Source organism: Pseudomonas sp. nanlin1 (assembly GCF_045571515.1).
In the GTDB taxonomy this organism is placed as follows: Bacteria; Pseudomonadota; Gammaproteobacteria; order Pseudomonadales; family Pseudomonadaceae; genus Aquipseudomonas.
In genome coordinates this window covers 850,294-866,549 of record NZ_CP124218.1, presented here as the reverse complement: position 1 = coordinate 866,549, position 16,256 = coordinate 850,294, and the positions used below count along the sequence as shown (strand labels likewise).

12 protein-coding genes are annotated in these 16,256 nt (G+C 61.4%); all 12 read left to right on the top strand.

Going from position 1 to position 16,256, the window contains the following annotated elements:
- The first annotated feature begins 80 nt into the window (after positions 1–80).
- The 12 genes from QCL65_RS04050 (at position 81) to QCL65_RS03995 (ending at position 16,172) form a co-directional block, all read left to right on the top strand.
- On the top strand, positions 81–257 hold the full coding sequence (locus tag QCL65_RS04050; RefSeq protein WP_226507069.1) for a hypothetical protein: 177 nt from the start codon (positions 81–83) through the stop codon (positions 255–257).
- Positions 247–3,195 carry a sensor histidine kinase gene (locus QCL65_RS04045; RefSeq protein WP_407315012.1) on the top strand — a complete coding sequence of 983 codons (2,949 nt, stop codon included), beginning with the start codon at positions 247–249 and terminating at the stop codon, positions 3,193–3,195. The genes QCL65_RS04050 and QCL65_RS04045 overlap by 11 nt, the downstream gene beginning before the upstream one ends.
- Before the next feature lie 22 nt (positions 3,196–3,217).
- On the top strand, positions 3,218–4,627 hold the full coding sequence (locus QCL65_RS04040) for a sigma-54-dependent transcriptional regulator (RefSeq protein WP_407315011.1): 1,410 nt from the start codon (positions 3,218–3,220) through the stop codon (positions 4,625–4,627).
- Positions 4,628–5,332: 705 nt separating this feature from the next.
- On the top strand, positions 5,333–6,733 hold the full coding sequence (locus QCL65_RS04035; RefSeq protein WP_407315010.1) for a polynucleotide adenylyltransferase PcnB: 1,401 nt from the start codon (positions 5,333–5,335) through the stop codon (positions 6,731–6,733).
- A 3-nt stretch (positions 6,734–6,736) separates the two neighbouring features.
- On the top strand, positions 6,737–7,234 hold the full coding sequence (gene folK, locus QCL65_RS04030; RefSeq protein ID WP_407315009.1) for a 2-amino-4-hydroxy-6-hydroxymethyldihydropteridine diphosphokinase: 498 nt from the start codon (positions 6,737–6,739) through the stop codon (positions 7,232–7,234).
- Between the two features lie 150 nt (positions 7,235–7,384).
- A complete protein-coding gene (panB, locus tag QCL65_RS04025; protein ID WP_407315008.1) occupies positions 7,385–8,185 on the top strand; it encodes a 3-methyl-2-oxobutanoate hydroxymethyltransferase in 801 nt (266 codons plus the stop codon).
- Positions 8,182–9,042: a pantoate--beta-alanine ligase gene (panC, locus tag QCL65_RS04020; protein ID WP_407315007.1), complete on the top strand. Its 861-nt coding sequence runs from the start codon at positions 8,182–8,184 to the stop codon at positions 9,040–9,042. The genes panB and panC overlap by 4 nt, the downstream gene beginning before the upstream one ends.
- 180 nt (positions 9,043–9,222) lie before the next feature.
- Positions 9,223–10,887 carry a glucose-6-phosphate isomerase gene (gene pgi, locus QCL65_RS04015; protein ID WP_407315006.1) on the top strand — a complete coding sequence of 555 codons (1,665 nt, stop codon included), beginning with the start codon at positions 9,223–9,225 and terminating at the stop codon, positions 10,885–10,887.
- A 53-nt stretch (positions 10,888–10,940) separates the two neighbouring features.
- On the top strand, positions 10,941–11,810 hold the full coding sequence (locus QCL65_RS04010; protein WP_407315005.1) for an oxygenase MpaB family protein: 870 nt from the start codon (positions 10,941–10,943) through the stop codon (positions 11,808–11,810).
- Between the two features lie 42 nt (positions 11,811–11,852).
- A complete protein-coding gene (locus QCL65_RS04005) occupies positions 11,853–12,869 on the top strand; it encodes a class I SAM-dependent rRNA methyltransferase (protein WP_407315004.1) in 1,017 nt (338 codons plus the stop codon).
- 76 nt (positions 12,870–12,945) lie between these two features.
- The gene (locus QCL65_RS04000) at positions 12,946–15,864 is read left to right on the top strand and encodes a DUF748 domain-containing protein (RefSeq protein ID WP_407315003.1); all 2,919 of its coding nucleotides are present in this window, start codon (positions 12,946–12,948) and stop codon (positions 15,862–15,864) included.
- Positions 15,861–16,172, top strand: a complete 312-nt coding sequence (locus QCL65_RS03995) for a DUF2845 domain-containing protein (RefSeq protein ID WP_407315002.1) — start codon at positions 15,861–15,863, stop codon at positions 16,170–16,172. The genes QCL65_RS04000 and QCL65_RS03995 overlap by 4 nt, the downstream gene beginning before the upstream one ends.
- Positions 16,173–16,256 lie beyond the last annotated feature (84 nt).

Sequence of the window (16,256 nt, the reverse complement as noted above, 5' to 3'; positions counted from 1 at the left end):
AAAATCCGTTACCATCGCAGCTCTTTTTTACCCCTGCTCACTGCCACTCGGCGACGCCGCGGTTCACGCGAGAGGTCCGCATGTACATCTACCGATTGGTTCTGCTGCTGGTCGTCGGCATCTACCTGTTCTCCCCCGCCATTATGGATTGGTGGATAGAACCCAGCGGTGCCTGGTATCGCCCTTATCTGCTGTGGCTGATCCTGATCGTCGTGACTTTTATTCTGCAGAGCCAGCGAGACGCCGATGAGCTTTAGCCTCACCCAGATGATCCTGATCAGCGCCGGGTACCTGACCGTACTATTCGGCGTCGCCTGGGTAAGCGAGCGGGGGATGATCCCGCGTGCAATCATTCGCCACCCGTTGACCTACACCCTGTCCCTCGGCGTCTATGCCAGTGCCTGGGCGTTCTACGGCACGGTGGGTTTGGCCTATCAGTATGGGTATGGCTTTCTGGCCTGCTACCTTGGGGTGTCGGGGGCCTTCCTGCTCGCCCCGGTGCTGCTGTACCCCATCCTCAAAATCACTCGCACTTATCAACTGTCGTCCCTGGCCGATCTGTTCGCCTTCCGTTTCCGCAGTACCTGGGCAGGCGCCTTGACCACCTTGTTTATGCTGGTCGGCGTGCTACCGCTGCTGGCTCTGCAGATCCAGGCTGTGGCTGAGTCGATTGGCATACTCACTGGTGAGCCAGTACTCAACCGGGTTGCGTTGGCCTTCTGCGCACTGATCACCCTGTTTACGATCTTCTTTGGCTCGCGGCATATCGCAACGCGGGAAAAGCACGAAGGTCTGGTGTTTGCGATCGCGTTCGAATCCGTCATCAAGCTGGTAGCCCTGGGCGGTGTCGGCCTCTATGCGCTGTACGGGGTGTTCGATGGCCCCCATGACCTCGAAGTCTGGCTAATGCAAAACCAGGCGGCACTGGCCAACCTGCATACCCCCCTGCAAGAAGGCCCCTGGCGCACTCTGTTACTGGTGTTCTTCGCCTCGGCGATTGTCATGCCACACATGTACCACATGGTGTTCACCGAAAACCTCAACCCCCGTGCCTTGGTGAGCGCCAGCTGGGGGCTGCCGCTGGTGCTGCTGCTCATGAGCCTGGCGGTCCCCCTGGTGCTGTGGGCGGGCTTGCGCCTGGGGGTCAGCACTAGCCCCGAATATTTCACCCTGGGCCTGGGCATGGCGGCCAATCAGCCGCTACTGGCGCTGTTGGCGTATGTGGGCGGGCTTTCAGCGTCCAGCGGGCTGGTGATCGTCACGACCCTGGCGCTCTCGGGGATGATGCTCAACCACCTGGTGCTGCCGCTGTATCAGCCACCTGCGGAGGGCAATATCTACCGCTGGCTGAAATGGACGCGCCGCGCGTTGATCGTGGCGATCATCCTGGCCGGCTACACCTTCTACCTGGTGCTGGGTGATCGTAAAAGCCTGGCGAGCCTGGGTATTGTCGCCTTTGTCGCCACCTTGCAGTTCTTGCCGGGGGTGCTCTCGGTACTCTACTGGCCGACGGCGAACCGCCGTGGTTTTATCGGCGGCCTGCTGGCCGGCATGCTGGTCTGGCTGATCACCATGCTGCTGCCGCTGATTGGCAACTTGCAAGGCTTCTACATTCCGCTGCTGAACATGATTTACGTGCTCGACGACACCAGTTGGCACATGGCGGCGATCGCCTCACTGGCCGCCAACGTACTGGTGTTCACCCTGGTGTCGCTGTTTACCGCAGCCAGCACCGAAGAGATCAGCGCCGCCGAGGCTTGCGCGGTGGACAACGTGCGCCGCCCGCAACGCCGCGAATTGCACGCCGCGTCGCCGCAGGAGTTCGCCACCCAATTGGCTAAGCCCCTGGGCGCCAAGGCGGCCCAGCGCGAGGTCGAGCAAGCGCTGCGCGACCTCTATCTGCCGTTCGACGAGCGCCGCCCCTACGCCTTAAGGCGCCTGCGCGACCGCATTGAAGCCAATCTCTCCGGGCTTATGGGCCCCAGCGTGGCGCAGGACATGGTGGAGACCTTCCTCCCCTATAAGTCGGCCGGCGAGAACTACGTCACCGAAGATATTCACTTTATTGAAAGCCGCCTGGAAGACTACCACTCGCGGTTGACCGGCCTGGCCGCCGAGCTCGATGCCCTGCGCCGCTATCACCGCCAGACCCTGCAAGAGCTGCCCATGGGCGTTTGCTCACTGGCCAAGGACCAGGAAATCCTCATGTGGAACAAAGCCATGGAGGACCTCACCGGCATTGCCGCGCAGCACGTGGTGGGGTCGCGCCTGATCACCATCAGCGACCCTTGGCGCGCTTTACTGATGGGCTTTATCAATGTGCCCGATGAACACTTGCATAAACAGCGCTTGCCGCTGGAGGGGCAGATCCGCTGGTTGAACCTGCACAAGGCGGCGATCGACGAGCCCTTGGCCCCCGGTAACAGCGGCTTGGTACTGCTGGTCGAGGACCTCACCGACACCCAGATGCTCGAAGACAAATTAGTGCACTCCGAGCGCCTGGCCAGCATTGGACGCCTGGCCGCAGGGGTCGCCCACGAAATTGGTAACCCGATCACCGGGATTGCCTGCCTGGCGCAAAACCTGCGCGAAGAGCGTGAAGAAGACGGCGAAATCACCGTCCTGACCAATCAGATACTCGAACAAACCAAGCGCGTATCGCGCATCGTGCAGTCGCTGATGAGTTTCGCCCATGCCGGCGGCCATCAGCACAGCGACGAGCCGGTGAACCTGGCCCAAGTGGCGCAAGACGCTATCGGCCTGCTGGCGCTGAACCGGCGCAACTTCGAAGTGCAGTTCTATAATCTGTGCGACCCCGACCACTGGGTAGGGGGCGACCCGCAACGTCTGGCCCAGGTCCTCATCAACCTGCTGTCCAATGCCCGCGACGCCTCACAGGCCGGCGGCGCTGTGCGGGTCAAAAGCGAAGCGAGTGAGCATACCGTCGACCTAATTGTCGAAGATGAAGGCAGCGGAATTCCCAAGAACATCATAGACCGCCTGTTCGAACCTTTCTTCACCACAAAGGATCCAGGCGAAGGAACCGGGCTAGGGCTTGCACTGGTCTATTCCATCGTTGAGGAGCATTATGGACAAATCACCATCGACAGCCCGGCTGATATACAACGCCAGCGCGGCACCCGAATTAGGGTAACCCTACCGCGACATGTCGAAGCGACGTCCGCTGTGAACTGAGACCGTCGAGAGAGCCGAGTCAATGCCGCATATTTTGATCGTCGAAGACGAAACCATCATTCGCTCCGCCCTGCGCCGTCTGCTTGAACGCAATCAGTACCAGGTCAGCGAAGCCGGTTCCGTGCAGGAAGCCCAGGAACGCTACACCATCACCTCGTTTGATCTGATCGTCAGCGACTTGCGCCTGCCTGGCGCCCCGGGCACTGAACTGATTCGCCTGGGTCAGGGCATTCCGGTGCTGATCATGACCAGCTACGCGAGCCTGCGCTCGGCCGTGGACTCGATGAAAATGGGCGCGGTGGACTACATCGCCAAACCCTTCGACCACGACGAGATGCTCCAGGCCGTGGCGCGCATCCTGCGTGACCGCCAGCCGCGCACGGCGCCTGCGGCAAAACCGGGTAACGACAAACCTGGCGCCGAAGCGGCCAATGGCGAGATCGGCATCATCGGCTCCTGCGCGCCCATGCAGGACCTCTACAGCAAGATCCGCAAAGTCGCGCCCACCGACTCCAATGTTTTGATCCAGGGCGAGTCAGGCACCGGTAAAGAGCTGGTCGCCCGGGCCTTGCATAATTTGTCCAGGCGCGCCAAGGCGCCGATGATTTCGGTCAACTGCGCCGCCATTCCTGAAACCCTCATCGAGTCGGAACTGTTCGGCCACGAAAAGGGCGCATTCACCGGTGCTAGCGCCGGGCGCGCGGGGCTGGTGGAAGCGGCAGACGGCGGTACCCTGTTTTTGGATGAAATCGGTGAGCTGCCGCTCGAGGCTCAGGCGCGTCTGCTGCGGGTACTGCAGGAAGGTGAAATCCGCCGAGTGGGTTCGGTGCAATCGCAAAAGGTCGACGTTCGGCTGATCGCCGCGACCCACCGCGACCTCAAGAGCCTGGCCAAGGTCGGGCAATTTCGCGAAGACTTGTACTACCGCCTGCACGTCATTGCGCTCAAGTTGCCGGCACTGCGCGAGCGCGGTGCTGACGTCAATGAGATTGCCCAGGCGTTCTTGCTGCGCCAAAGCGCACGCATCGGCCGTAACGACCTGCGCTTTGCGCCGGACGCCGAGCATGCGATCCGCCACTACGCCTGGCCAGGCAACGTACGAGAACTGGAAAACGCCGTGGAACGCTCTGTCATCCTGAGCGAGAGCGCAGAAATTCCCGCAGAGATGCTCGGTATCGACTTCGAGCCCGACGACCTGGATGACGATTTCATTGGCTTGCCGCCACAGAGCGGCAGTACGTCGGCCAGCCACGAGCCCACTGAAGACCTCTCCCTCGAGGACTACTTCCAGCACTTCGTACTCGAACATCAGGATCACATGACTGAGACCGAGTTGGCGCGCAAATTGGGGGTCAGCCGCAAGTGCTTGTGGGAGCGTCGACAGCGCCTGGGCATCCCGCGGCGCAAGTCGGGGGCCACCTCGGAAAGCTGATACGTTTCAGCTGTTACCCCCACCCGCGGGGGTAACATCGCCCCCTTGGCGAAAACTGTTACCGCTGGCCCGCAGACGTAACAAAAGGCGGGTTCAGCGGTAACGAAAATGCCGTCATTCCGGGCTACACCTGTTCACCAGAACTTCTAACCCCTTGATTTTAAAGGCCTCCTAAAAGTTGGCACAGGTCCTGCTATATCTACGGTACAAGAACAATAAAAACCGATGTAAACCACAATAAAAATAAAACGAAACGGCTCACGCATAACAAGAACAACACGGCGGAGGCGCAGCTAACTGATTCTTTTGGAGAGGAGTTGTACTTGAGGTTCGCCTCACAGCCAGGCCGAGAATAATAAGACTGCACTTTAAAGCAGGGCCCGAACTGGTTGGATCGATCGATCATTGCAGCGCAGCGACCAAAGCAATCCGTTTGCTCTTGACTCCCGATTCGGGAGGCAGCCACAAGCACAAGCTTTGTGGCCAGGGCACTCAACAAAAACAAGAAGCCCGACACAAAACAATAAGAGCACGCAAAACTACTTTCTAGGGGAGCTTCGGCTCCCCTTGTAGTTTCCGCGCCGGCTCGCACGTCAGCCAATGCGGCAGCGTCCTACACCATCCCCCGAGTAAATGCTAGAATCCCCGCCCATCATGCGACCACTCTCCGTTTTTGGTCGAACATTCCTTCAAACAGTGCCTCCCATGCTGAAGAAGCTGTTCCAGTCATTCCGTACCCCGGTGCGTCGTCCGCAACACTTGCGCACCACGCCCGAAGTACTCAATAGCGGCCAACATTCGCTGCAACGTCACCAGTTCAGCCGTCACGCCGTCGGTATCGTCGAGCGCCTGCAAAACGCGGGTTACCAGGCTTATCTGGTTGGCGGTTGTGTCCGCGACCTGATGCTGGGGATCACCCCGAAAGACTTCGACGTCGCCACCAGCGCCACGCCCGAGCAGGTTAAAGCGGAGTTCCGCAATGCCCGCGTGATTGGGCGCCGCTTCAAATTGGTCCATGTGCATTTTGGCCGTGAGATCATTGAAGTCGCGACGTTCCGCGCCAATCACCCGCTCGACGAGGAGGAACACAGCAATCAATCCTCCAGCAACGAAAGCGGGCGCATTCTGCGCGACAACGTGTATGGCACGCTCGAAGAAGACGCCCAGCGCCGCGACTTTACTATCAACGCGCTGTACTACGACCCCGTCACCGAACGCATTCTGGACTACGCCAATGGCGTCCATGATGTACGCAACCACCTGATTCGCCTGATTGGCGATCCGGTCAAGCGCTATCAGGAGGACCCGGTGCGTATGCTGCGTGCCGTGCGCTTCGCCGCCAAGCTCGACTTCGGCATAGAAAGGCACTCTGCCACGCCGATTCGCGAACTTGCGCCGATGCTGCGGGAAATCCCCACGGCGCGCTTGTTCGAGGAAGTCTTGAAGCTGTTTCTCAATGGCTATGCCAGCGACACCTTCGAGATGATGGTCGACCTGGAGCTGTTCGAGCCACTGTTCCCGGCCAGTTCCGAAGCCCTGGAAGATGAGCCGACCTATACCCACACCCTGATCAGCGAAGCGCTGATCAATACCGATCTGCGCGTCAAGCAGGGTAAGCCCGTGACCCCGGCGTTCTTGTTCGCAGCCCTGCTGTGGCCGGCCCTGCCCGCCCGCGTGCTGCGCTTGCAGAGCCGTGGCATGCCGCCGATTCCAGCCATGCAGGAAGCGGCCCACGAACTGATCATCGAGCAGTGCCAGCGCATCGCTATTCCCAAGCGTTTCACCATCCCGATTCGCGAGATCTGGGACATGCAAGAACGCCTGCCGCGCCGCAGCGGCAAACGCGCCGACCTGCTTTTGGACAACCCACGCTTTCGGGCAGGCTATGACTTTCTCTTGTTGCGCGAGTCCGCCGGTGAAGACACCGATGGCCTGGGCGAATGGTGGACGGCCTACCAGGACGCCAACGACAGCGAGCGCCGCGGTATGATTCGCGACCTCGGTGGCAAAGACGAAGGCGCCGCCCCCGGCGCGCCGCGCAAACGCCGCCGCAGTGGCGCGGCCAAGCGCAAAGGTGCCGATGCCGCCAGCGGCGCCGGCGAATAAGCCTTGGAACAGGTGTTCATCGGCCTGGGCAGCAACCTGGCACAACCCAGTGCCCAGTTGCGCCAGGCGATTACCGCCTTAGGCACGCTGCCGAACTCGGCCGTGACCGGTACCTCCAGCTTTTACACCAGTGACTCGCTGCTGCCTGGGCAGCCGCGCTACACCAATGCCGTGGTCGCACTGGCTACCGCGCTGGCGCCCTTGGCGTTGCTCGATGCCCTACAAGCCATCGAAGCCGACCAGGGCCGCGAACGTGGCGTACGCTGGGGGCCGCGTACCCTGGACTTGGACATCGTGCTCTTCGGTGAGCACGTCATTGACATCCCCCGCCTGAAAGTGCCGCACTATCACCTCCACGCTCGCCCGTTTGTGCTTTATCCCCTGGCGGAGCTGGTGCCGAGCGATTTCGTGCTGGCCGACGGCCGTGCCCTGAGCGAACTGCTGGCAGCTTGCCCTTTCCAAGGCTTGGAGCGCATGGCCGCAGGGCCGGCAGACGCCTGATCGGCCAATCAAGGCCCCGCGCAACGGGACAATTGACTTCGTAGGCCCTCCTCACGACTATAGGCGCGAAAATCATAACAACCGGACGCGCAGCAAACGCCACAGCAGATGACGTCGTCTTACCCCGCGCCCGACTGAGGATCCCTTTCGATGCCAGAGATTACCGTGACCGCCCTGCAGAGCCTCAAGCTCAAGGGCGAGAAAATAACCATGTTGACCTGCTACGACGCGACCTTCGCGCGCGCCGCGAGCCAGGCCGGTGTGGAAGTGTTATTGGTCGGGGACTCTCTGGGCATGGTGCTGCAAGGGCATTCCAGCACCTTGCCGGTGAGCACCGCCGACATGGCCTATCATGTCGCCTGCGTAAAGCGCGGCAACCTCGATGCCCTCATCCTTGCAGACCTGCCCTTCATGGCCTACGCGACCCTCGAGCAGACCCTGGCCAACAGCGCTGCGGTCATGCAGGCCGGCGCCCATATGGTCAAGCTCGAAGGCGCGGCCTGGCTGGCCGATAGCGTGCGTTTGCTGGCCGAACGGGGTGTACCGGTGTGCGTGCACCTGGGCCTGACGCCGCAGTCGGTCAACGTGCTGGGCGGCTATAAGGTTCAAGGCCGCCAAGAAAGCCAAGCCAGGCAAATGCGTGCAGACGCCCTGGCGCTGGAGCAGGCCGGTGCCGCCATGATTCTGCTAGAGTGCGTTCCCAGCGAGCTGGCTGCCGAGATTACCCAGGCAGCAAAAGTGCCAGTGATCGGGATCGGCGCCGGCAGTGCAACCGACGGCCAGGTGCTGGTGCTGCACGACATGCTCGGCCTGTCGCTCAGCGGCCGGGTGCCCAAGTTCGTGAAGAACTTCATGCGCGGGCAGCCTGACATCCAGAGCGCCTTGAGTGCGTATGTCAGTGAAGTCAAAGCCGTCAGCTTTCCCGCCAGCGAACATGGGTTCAGCGCATGATCACCGTTAACACCGTATCCGCGCTGCGGGCCGCCGTCGCCAGCGCACGCCAGCAGGGGCTGAAGGTCGGCTTCGTGCCAACCATGGGCAACCTGCACAGCGGCCATGCCGAGTTGGTCAGCAAAGCCGCCGAACGCACGGACTTCGTGGTTGCCAGCATCTTCGTCAACCCGCTGCAATTCGGCCCCAGCGAAGACCTCGACAAGTACCCGCGTACCCTGGCCGCCGACCAACACAAGCTAGAGGCCGCCGGCTGCGACCTGCTGTTTGCGCCCACGGTGGCGCAGATGTACCCCGACGGTATGGCCGGGCAAACCCGCGTCAGTGTGCCGCAACTGTCCGAGGGCCTGTGTGGTGCCAGCCGCCCAGGGCATTTTGAAGGGGTGGCCACGGTGGTCAGTAAGCTGTTCAACATGGTCCAGCCTGACCTGGCGATATTCGGGCAAAAAGACTATCAGCAACTGGCCGTGATCCGCGCCATGGCGCGCGACCTCAACATGCCGATACAAATTGACGGCGAGCCCACGGTTCGCGCTGAAGACGGCTTGGCGCTATCTTCGCGCAATGGCTACTTGTCCGAGCCGGAGCGCGCACTGGCGCCACAGTTATACGCCTGCCTGCAAAGCCTGGCCGAAGCCATGCATGCCGGCCGCCGTGACTATCCTCGTTTGCTCGCCGATGCCCAGCAAGGCTTACAGGAGCAAGGCTTCAGGCCCGACTACCTCGAAGTACGCGAAGCCCGGCACCTGCGCCCCGCTACCCCAGAGGACCGCGATCTGGTGATCCTGGTGGCGGCGTATCTTGGGAATACGCGCCTGATCGACAATCTACAAGTGAAGCTGAGCAGCGGGGGTTGACCTTTTTTTCAGCTTTCTGCGGCAACCGCGCGGCGTGATTGCTCAACCTGTAGCGCTGCATGGTATACATGGCATTGGGCCAAGGAGTAATTCGGCCCGCTGCGCACCGTGAATATTTACGCAACCTGGCCGGGATGCTCCTTGTCCAAAGGCAGTCAAAGAAAAAGGAAACCTGCAGCGATGGCGTACTACCGCACTCCTCACGACGTGACTACCCTGCCCGCCTGGCAGGCGCTCAAGCACCACCGCGATGCCATGCATAACTTCAGCATGCGCGATGCTTTCAATGCCAACCCGAAACGCTTCGATGAGTTTTCTCTCAGCACGTGCGGGTTGTTTCTGGACTACTCGAAAAACCTGATCACCGCCGAGACCCGCGACCTGCTGGTGCAACTGGCCAATGAAGTGAGCCTGGCTGACGCAATTAAAGCGATGTTCTCTGGCGAACTGCTCAATGCCTCAGAAGGCCGCCCGGCGCTGCATACTGCCCTGCGCCGCCCCGTCGGCGACAAGCTCAGCGTCAACGGCGTCAATGTGATGCCGGAAGTCCACAAAGTGCTCAACCAGATCACCGAACTGGTCGGGCGCATCCACGATGGTCTGTGGCGCGGCTACACCGACAAACCCATCACCGACGTAGTGAATATCGGCATCGGCGGCTCCTTCCTGGGCCCGGAGCTGGTGTCCGAAGCCCTGCTGCCCTACGCCCAGAAAGGCGTGCGCTGCCACTACCTGGCGAATATCGACGGCAGTGAGTTCCACGAGCTTTCCGCCAAACTGCGCGCTGAAACCACGCTGTTCATCGTCTCATCGAAATCCTTCAGCACCCTCGAAACCCTGAAAAACGCCCAGGCCGCACGCGGCTGGTATTTGGCCCAGGGCGGTTCGGAAGCCGAGCTGTACCGGCACTTCATCGCTGTATCGAGCAATAACGCGGCCGCCGTAGCGTTTGGCATTCGCGAAGAAAATATCTTCCCGATGTGGGATTGGGTTGGCGGGCGCTATTCCCTGTGGTCGGCCATCGGCCTGCCCATCGCCATGTCCATTGGCATGGCCAACTTCAAAGAGCTGTTGTCCGGCGCCCACGTCATGGACCAGCACTTCCAGACCGCCTCCTTCGAACACAACATGCCCGTCCTGCTGGCGCTGCTGGGCATCTGGTATGGCAACTTCTGGAATTCCCAGTCCCACGCGATCCTGCCGTACGACCACTACCTGCGTAACATCACCAAGCACCTGCAACAGCTGGACATGGAGTCCAACGGTAAGAGCGTTCGCCAGGACGGCACGCCAGTCACCACGGATACCGGCCCAGTGATTTGGGGCGGCGTGGGCTGCAACGGGCAGCACGCCTACCACCAATTACTGCACCAAGGCACCCAACTGATCCCGGCCGACTTTATCGTGCCCGTGGTCAGCTTCAACCCGGTCGCCGACCACCACCAATGGTTGTTCGCCAACTGCTTGTCGCAAAGCCAGGCGCTGATGCTGGGCAAGAGCCGCACCGAGGCTGAAGCCGAGCTGCGCGACGGCGGCATGGCGGAAGCCGATGTGCAAAAGCTGGCGCCGCACAAGGTGATTCCGGGCAACCGCCCGAGCAATACCTTGGTGGTAGAGCGCATCAGCCCTCGCCGTCTGGGTGCGTTGGTGGCCATGTACGAGCACAAGGTGTTCGTACAGAGCGTACTGTGGGGCACCAACGCATTCGACCAGTGGGGCGTAGAGTTGGGCAAAGAACTGGGCAAGGGTGTTTATCAGCGTTTGACCGGCGGCATTGAAGAGCCTGCTGAGGATGCTTCCACCCAAGGCCTGATCAACTTCTTCCGCAGCCGCCACCGCGGTTAATCGCCCCAGGCCCCTTGCAACTGGCGCAAGGGGCCTGGCGGCGCTGGCTTAGTATGGAATTCATTCGCCGCCGTATCGAAACCCAGGTGCTCAGCCTAACCGGGCTGTCCCTGGGGCAACTCGACCTTGAGCACCCACGAGGGGACCCGGGCCTGTTTGGCCCAGACTCAGTGAGCTGGCAAGTGCATGGCGACTTCACCAGCATGCTCATCGGCGGGATCAGCGCGCTGATGATGCAAGCCTTGCACCCGCTGGCGCTGGCGGGCGTTTGGGACCACTCCAATTTTCGTCACGACATGCTGGGGCGGCTACGCCGTACCGGGCAGTTCATCTCTGGCACCACCTTCGGCTCGACCCATGACGCCGACTGGCTGATCGACAAAGTACGCCGCATTCACCTGCAAGTCAGCGGTCACAGCGAAGACGGCCGGCCTTATGCTGCCAGCGATCCGCAGTTGCTGACCTGGGTGCATGTGGCAGAAGTCAGCCACTTTCTCGCGGCCCATTTGCGCTATCGCAACCCGCACCTTTCAGGCCAGGAGCAAGACACCTACTACCGCGAAATAGCCCGCGTCGCGCACGCCCTAGGGGCCGTCGATGTTCCGCAATCGCGTGCAGAGGTCAGCGCCTACCTGACGCGCATCCGCCCGCAGCTGGTGTGCGACCATCGTAGTCGAGAAGTGCTGCGCCTTTTACTCAACGCGCCCGCACCGAGTCGCTTGGCTAAACCCTTCGGCCATTTGATGATGCAGGCAGGCATCGACTTACTGCCCGACTGGGCCAGCGACCAGTTGGGCTTGCACCAGCCCCATTGGCAGCGCCAAGCCACCCGTGCCGGCATCCACGCTCTGGCGCCGGTGCTGCGCTGGGCGGTACGCGACGGTTCGCTGCACCGAGCACGGCGGCGGATGGGCATCCTCTGATCCACGGGTTAAACTGACGCCCTCTTTTTCAAGGCGCCAGGCATGTCCTCTTTGACTCAGGCGCTGCGCGCCGCGCTCGACCAGCGCAAACCTCTGCTAGCACAGCTACACCAGCAAGGTACCGACTGTTACCGCTTGTTCCATGGCAGCCAAGAGGGCGCCAGCGGCCTCACCCTGGACCGCTATGGCCCGCAATTGTTGGTGCAGAGTTTCCACCGCAGCCTCGCGCTGGAAGACCTCCTGGCCCTGCGCGAACTGGCTGAAGCCGAGCTACAACAGCCCTTGCTGCTGGTCTACAACGACCGCTCCCAGGGCAATTCCCGTATCGATCGCCTAGACCCCATCTACCCCGCCGAGGCGGCTGCCTTAGCAGACCTGGTCGGCCATGAGTGGGGGCTTAATTACCGCGTTCGCGGCCGCCACCCGGGGCAAGATCCTTTACTGTTTCTAGACTTACGCGCAGCCCGCGGCTGGGTCAAACGCCATGCCCAAGGCAAAAGCGTGCTGAACCTGTTTGCCTACACCTGTGGCGTGGGCCTAAGCGCGGCAGCGGGGGGCGCCAGTGAGGTGTGCAACCTGGATTTCGCCGAGGGCAACCTGGCGGTGGGTCGCGAAAATGGCCAGTTGAACCCCACCCTCGCGCCCATGGAGTTTATTCAGTCCGACTACTTCCCCGCCATCCGCCAATTGGCTGGCTTGCCCATCACCGCGCGGCGGGGGCACAAACTGCCGAGCTACCCACGCCTGGCGCAGCGCCAATACGACCTGGTATTTCTCGACCCCCCTGCCTGGGCGAAAAGCGCGTTCGGCACCGTCGACCTGCTGCGCGACTACCAAAGCCTGCTCAAACCCGCGCTGCTGGCCACTGCGGACGCCGGCACTCTTATCTGCTGCAACAATCTGGCAAAAGTGAGCTTCGATGATTGGCGCGAGGGCGTGCTGCGCTGTGCCGAAAAAGCTGGGCGCCCGGTACGCGCCTGGGAAACCATTAAACCAGACGCTGATTTCCCCTCCCACGATGGCCAGCCACCGCTTAAAACCCTCGTTCTGCATCTGTGAAACATAAGCGCGGTTCTGCGCAACCGCGTTGCCGTGGCATACTCCGAGGCACTTCGTTGGAGACAGTTGCCCTCTTATGCCCAAAGGTTTGAAACGTGCCGTAGGCGCCCTACTGGCGCTGCTTGCCCTGTACAGCTTGTTGGGCTTCATCATCCTGCCCGGCATCGGCCTGCGCATTGCCAACCAGCAGCTTGCGAACTACGCCAGCGTGCCAGCGCATCTCGAGCGCCTGGAGTTCAACCCGTTCAGCCTGGAGCTGACGCTGTGGGGGCTGCACATCGGCGAGCCCGGCACCGAGCAAGTCGGCTTCGAACGGCTGTATGCCAACCTTCAGCTCGACAGCCTCTGGAGCGGCGCCCTGCACCTGGCCGCCATCGAGCTGGACAAGCCGCGGACCCAAGTGCTGTTCGACAAGGCCGGCACGCTGAACCTCGCACAGCTGTTCAAGCTGCCCGCCAGCGAGACCAAGCCCGAAGAACCCGCCGCGAGCCCCTTGGGCATCCGTGTCGGCCTGCTGAAGTTGAACGAAGGCTACCTGCACTTCCAGGACCTGCGCCCCAGCCAGCCCATTGAGTTCCTTTACGACTCGCTGAACATGGAGCTGAACAACCTCAGCACCTTGCCCGACGACCATGCCGACATGAGCCTAGTGGCTGTTGGCCCGGACGGCGGGCGCATTGACTGGAAAGGCCAGGTGGGCTTGAGCCCGATCACGTCCCAAGGGTCACTGCGGGTCACCGACGGGCCGATGAACGCCTGGTGGCCCTATGTACGCGATGCCGTGCCGCTTGTGCTGGAAAACGGGGTGCTGAATTTCAACACCGACTACAGCCTGAACCTGGCCAAGCAAACCGAACTGAAACTCAGCAATGCGTCGCTGAGCATCGCCCCGTTCGCGATCAAGTCGCCCGACGGCAAGCCGCTCGTGCGCCTGGCCCGGTTCGACGTCAGCGAAGGCTCCCTGGACCTGGCCAAACAACAAGTCATTCTTGGCAAAGTGCGCAGCCAAGGGCTGGAAACCTGGGCGGCCCGAGAGGCCGACGGCCAGCTCGACTGGCAGAAGCTATTCGCCAGCCAACCAGCAGCGCCCAGCGCCGCTGCCAGCCGCGCGCCAGCGACCGCCAGCGCGCCTGCCCCAGCGAAGCCTGCCAAACCATGGCAAGTGCTGCTCAACGACGTGCAGTTACGCGACTATAAAGCCCACTTGGCAGACCGCGTCCCCAAACAGCCCGTTGCTCTAGAAGTCGGCCCGTTGAACCTCGACATCAAACACTTCGACAGCCTCAACAAAAGCCCCTTTAGCCTCAAGCTCGACACTGGCCTGGGCCGCCAGGGCAAACTGCAGGCCAACGGCGAGGTCAACTTGGCGCCTGTCAGCGCGCGCTTGAACGTCACCAGCCAAGACATCGACCTACGCCTGGCCCAAGCCTACATCAGCCCTTTCATTCGCTTGGAGCTGCGCAGCGGCATGCTGGCCTCTGAGCTCGCGGTCAACCTTGAAAGCACTGAGCCGCTGGCCCTGCGTGTCACCGGCAAGGCCCAGGTCAACCAGATGCACACCCTGGACACCCTCAAAGAGCGCGACTTCGTCAAATGGCAGCAACTGCTGGTGGAGGGCCTCGACTACCAGCATGGAGAGAGCCTAAGCATTGCCAAGGTCAAGCTGGAAAAGCCCTACGCGCGGTTCATGATCAACGAAGACCGCACAACCAACATTGACGACCTGCTGATACCGCAGCCACCGGTGGCCGCCGCCAGCAAGCAAGCCAAAGCTGCTGGCAGCGACAAGCCCCTGGGTATCCACATCGGGGAAATCGCGATCAACGAGGGTGCGGCCAATTTTGCAGATTTCAGCCTGACGCCCAACTTTGCCACGGCGATCCAGCAGTTGAATGGCCAGGTCGGCACCCTCGACAACCGCTTGGCCAAACCCGCCAACATCGATATCAAAGGCAAGGTCGACCGCTACGCTCCCGTCACCATCAGTGGCGCACTCAACCCTTTCGACCCTATGGCCAGCCTGGACATTGCCACGCGCTTCCGGCGCGTCGAACTGACCACCCTGACGCCCTACTCCGGCAAGTTCGCCGGCTATCGTATCCGCAAGGGCCGGCTGGACCTGGACCTTCATTACCTGATCACCAAAGGCCAGTTGAAGGCGGAGAACAAGGTGGTGATCGAGCAACTACAATTGGGCGAGAAGGTCGACAGCCCCGATGCCCTTGACCTACCGATTCGCCTAGCCGTAGCGCTGCTCAAGGACACCAAAGGCCGAATATCCTTGGAGCTGCCGGTTTCTGGCGACCTCAACAACCCGCAATTCAGCGTGATGCCCATCGTCTGGCAAACCCTGCGTAACGTGGTACTGCGGGCCGCGCAGTCGCCGTTCAAATTTATCGGCGGCTTGGTCGGCGGCGGCAGCGCCGAAGACCTAGGCACTGTGGCGTTCGCGCCCGGCTCCAGCGAGCTGAGCGGCGAAGCTCAGGCGGCCTTGATGAAGCTGTCTGGCGCGCTGAAAGAACGCCCTGAGCTGCGCCTGGAGATCGAGGGCACCAGCGCTCAAACCAGCGACGGCCCAATCATCGCGCAGCAGCGCCTGGAACGCGAATACCAGCGCCTCTACTATAAGGTGCTGCAACAGCGTGGCGATAAGGTACCGGCCCAGGCTAGCCTGTTACAGGTCCCAGAAGCAGAGAAATCCGCTCTGCTCGAAGGTATCTACCGCACTCGCCTCAAACAACAGCCGCCCGCGCAGTGGGAATCGTTGGATACCGCTCAACGACAGGCCAACCTGCGCGCCGAAGTCGTCAAATCCTGGAGTGCTACAACCACACTGCTGCGCCAGTTGGGGCAGGACCGAGCCAGCAGCATCAAGGACTACTTGGTAGGTCACGCTCAGTTGGCGGACGACCGGGTGTACTTTATCGACACCACGCTGGGCAAAGCCGAGCCCGATGGCCGCGTGATTACCCCACTGCACCTGGACGCTGAATGATGATAGGCAAGACTTTTCTATTAGTGGTCGGCCTTCTGGCCTGTGCTCAGGTGAGCCAAGCGGCCTCGACCGCGCGCTGCGGTCGCTCGATTGTATCGACCGGCGACTCGGCCTTTGAGGTCAGCCGCAAGTGTGGAGCGCCCGTCGCCAAGTCTAACCAGGGAATCCAGCGTATCCCCGGTCAAGGCCGTGGGTTCACGGAGGTGCCGGTTGAGGAATGGGTCTACGGCCCTGATAACGGGATGTATCAGTACCTGAAATTTCAGGGCGACCGGTTGATCAGAATCGAGAGCCGACGCAACAACTGACGCTAAATAGCGCCCATAAAAAAGCCCCGACGCATCAGCCTCGGGGCTCTCGGTGACCACGTCCTTGTGGTCTTCGCATGAAGC

What these genes read in the sequence shown, in the direction of transcription:
- QCL65_RS04050 (WP_226507069.1), top strand. Translation starts at nt 81, where the DNA reads ATGTACATCTACCGATTGGTTCTGCTGCTGGTCGTCGGCATCTACCTG.
- QCL65_RS04045 (WP_407315012.1), top strand. Translation starts at nt 247, where the DNA reads ATGAGCTTTAGCCTCACCCAGATGATCCTGATCAGCGCCGGGTACCTG.
- QCL65_RS04040 (WP_407315011.1), top strand. Translation starts at nt 3,218, where the DNA reads ATGCCGCATATTTTGATCGTCGAAGACGAAACCATCATTCGCTCCGCC.
- QCL65_RS04035 (WP_407315010.1), top strand. Translation starts at nt 5,333, where the DNA reads ATGCTGAAGAAGCTGTTCCAGTCATTCCGTACCCCGGTGCGTCGTCCG.
- panB (WP_407315008.1), top strand. Translation starts at nt 7,385, where the DNA reads ATGCCAGAGATTACCGTGACCGCCCTGCAGAGCCTCAAGCTCAAGGGC.
- panC (WP_407315007.1), top strand. Translation starts at nt 8,182, where the DNA reads ATGATCACCGTTAACACCGTATCCGCGCTGCGGGCCGCCGTCGCCAGC.
- pgi (WP_407315006.1), top strand. Translation starts at nt 9,223, where the DNA reads ATGGCGTACTACCGCACTCCTCACGACGTGACTACCCTGCCCGCCTGG.
- QCL65_RS04010 (WP_407315005.1), top strand. Translation starts at nt 10,941, where the DNA reads ATGGAATTCATTCGCCGCCGTATCGAAACCCAGGTGCTCAGCCTAACC.
- QCL65_RS04005 (WP_407315004.1), top strand. Translation starts at nt 11,853, where the DNA reads ATGTCCTCTTTGACTCAGGCGCTGCGCGCCGCGCTCGACCAGCGCAAA.
- QCL65_RS04000 (WP_407315003.1), top strand. Translation starts at nt 12,946, where the DNA reads ATGCCCAAAGGTTTGAAACGTGCCGTAGGCGCCCTACTGGCGCTGCTT.
- QCL65_RS03995 (WP_407315002.1), top strand. Translation starts at nt 15,861, where the DNA reads ATGATGATAGGCAAGACTTTTCTATTAGTGGTCGGCCTTCTGGCCTGT.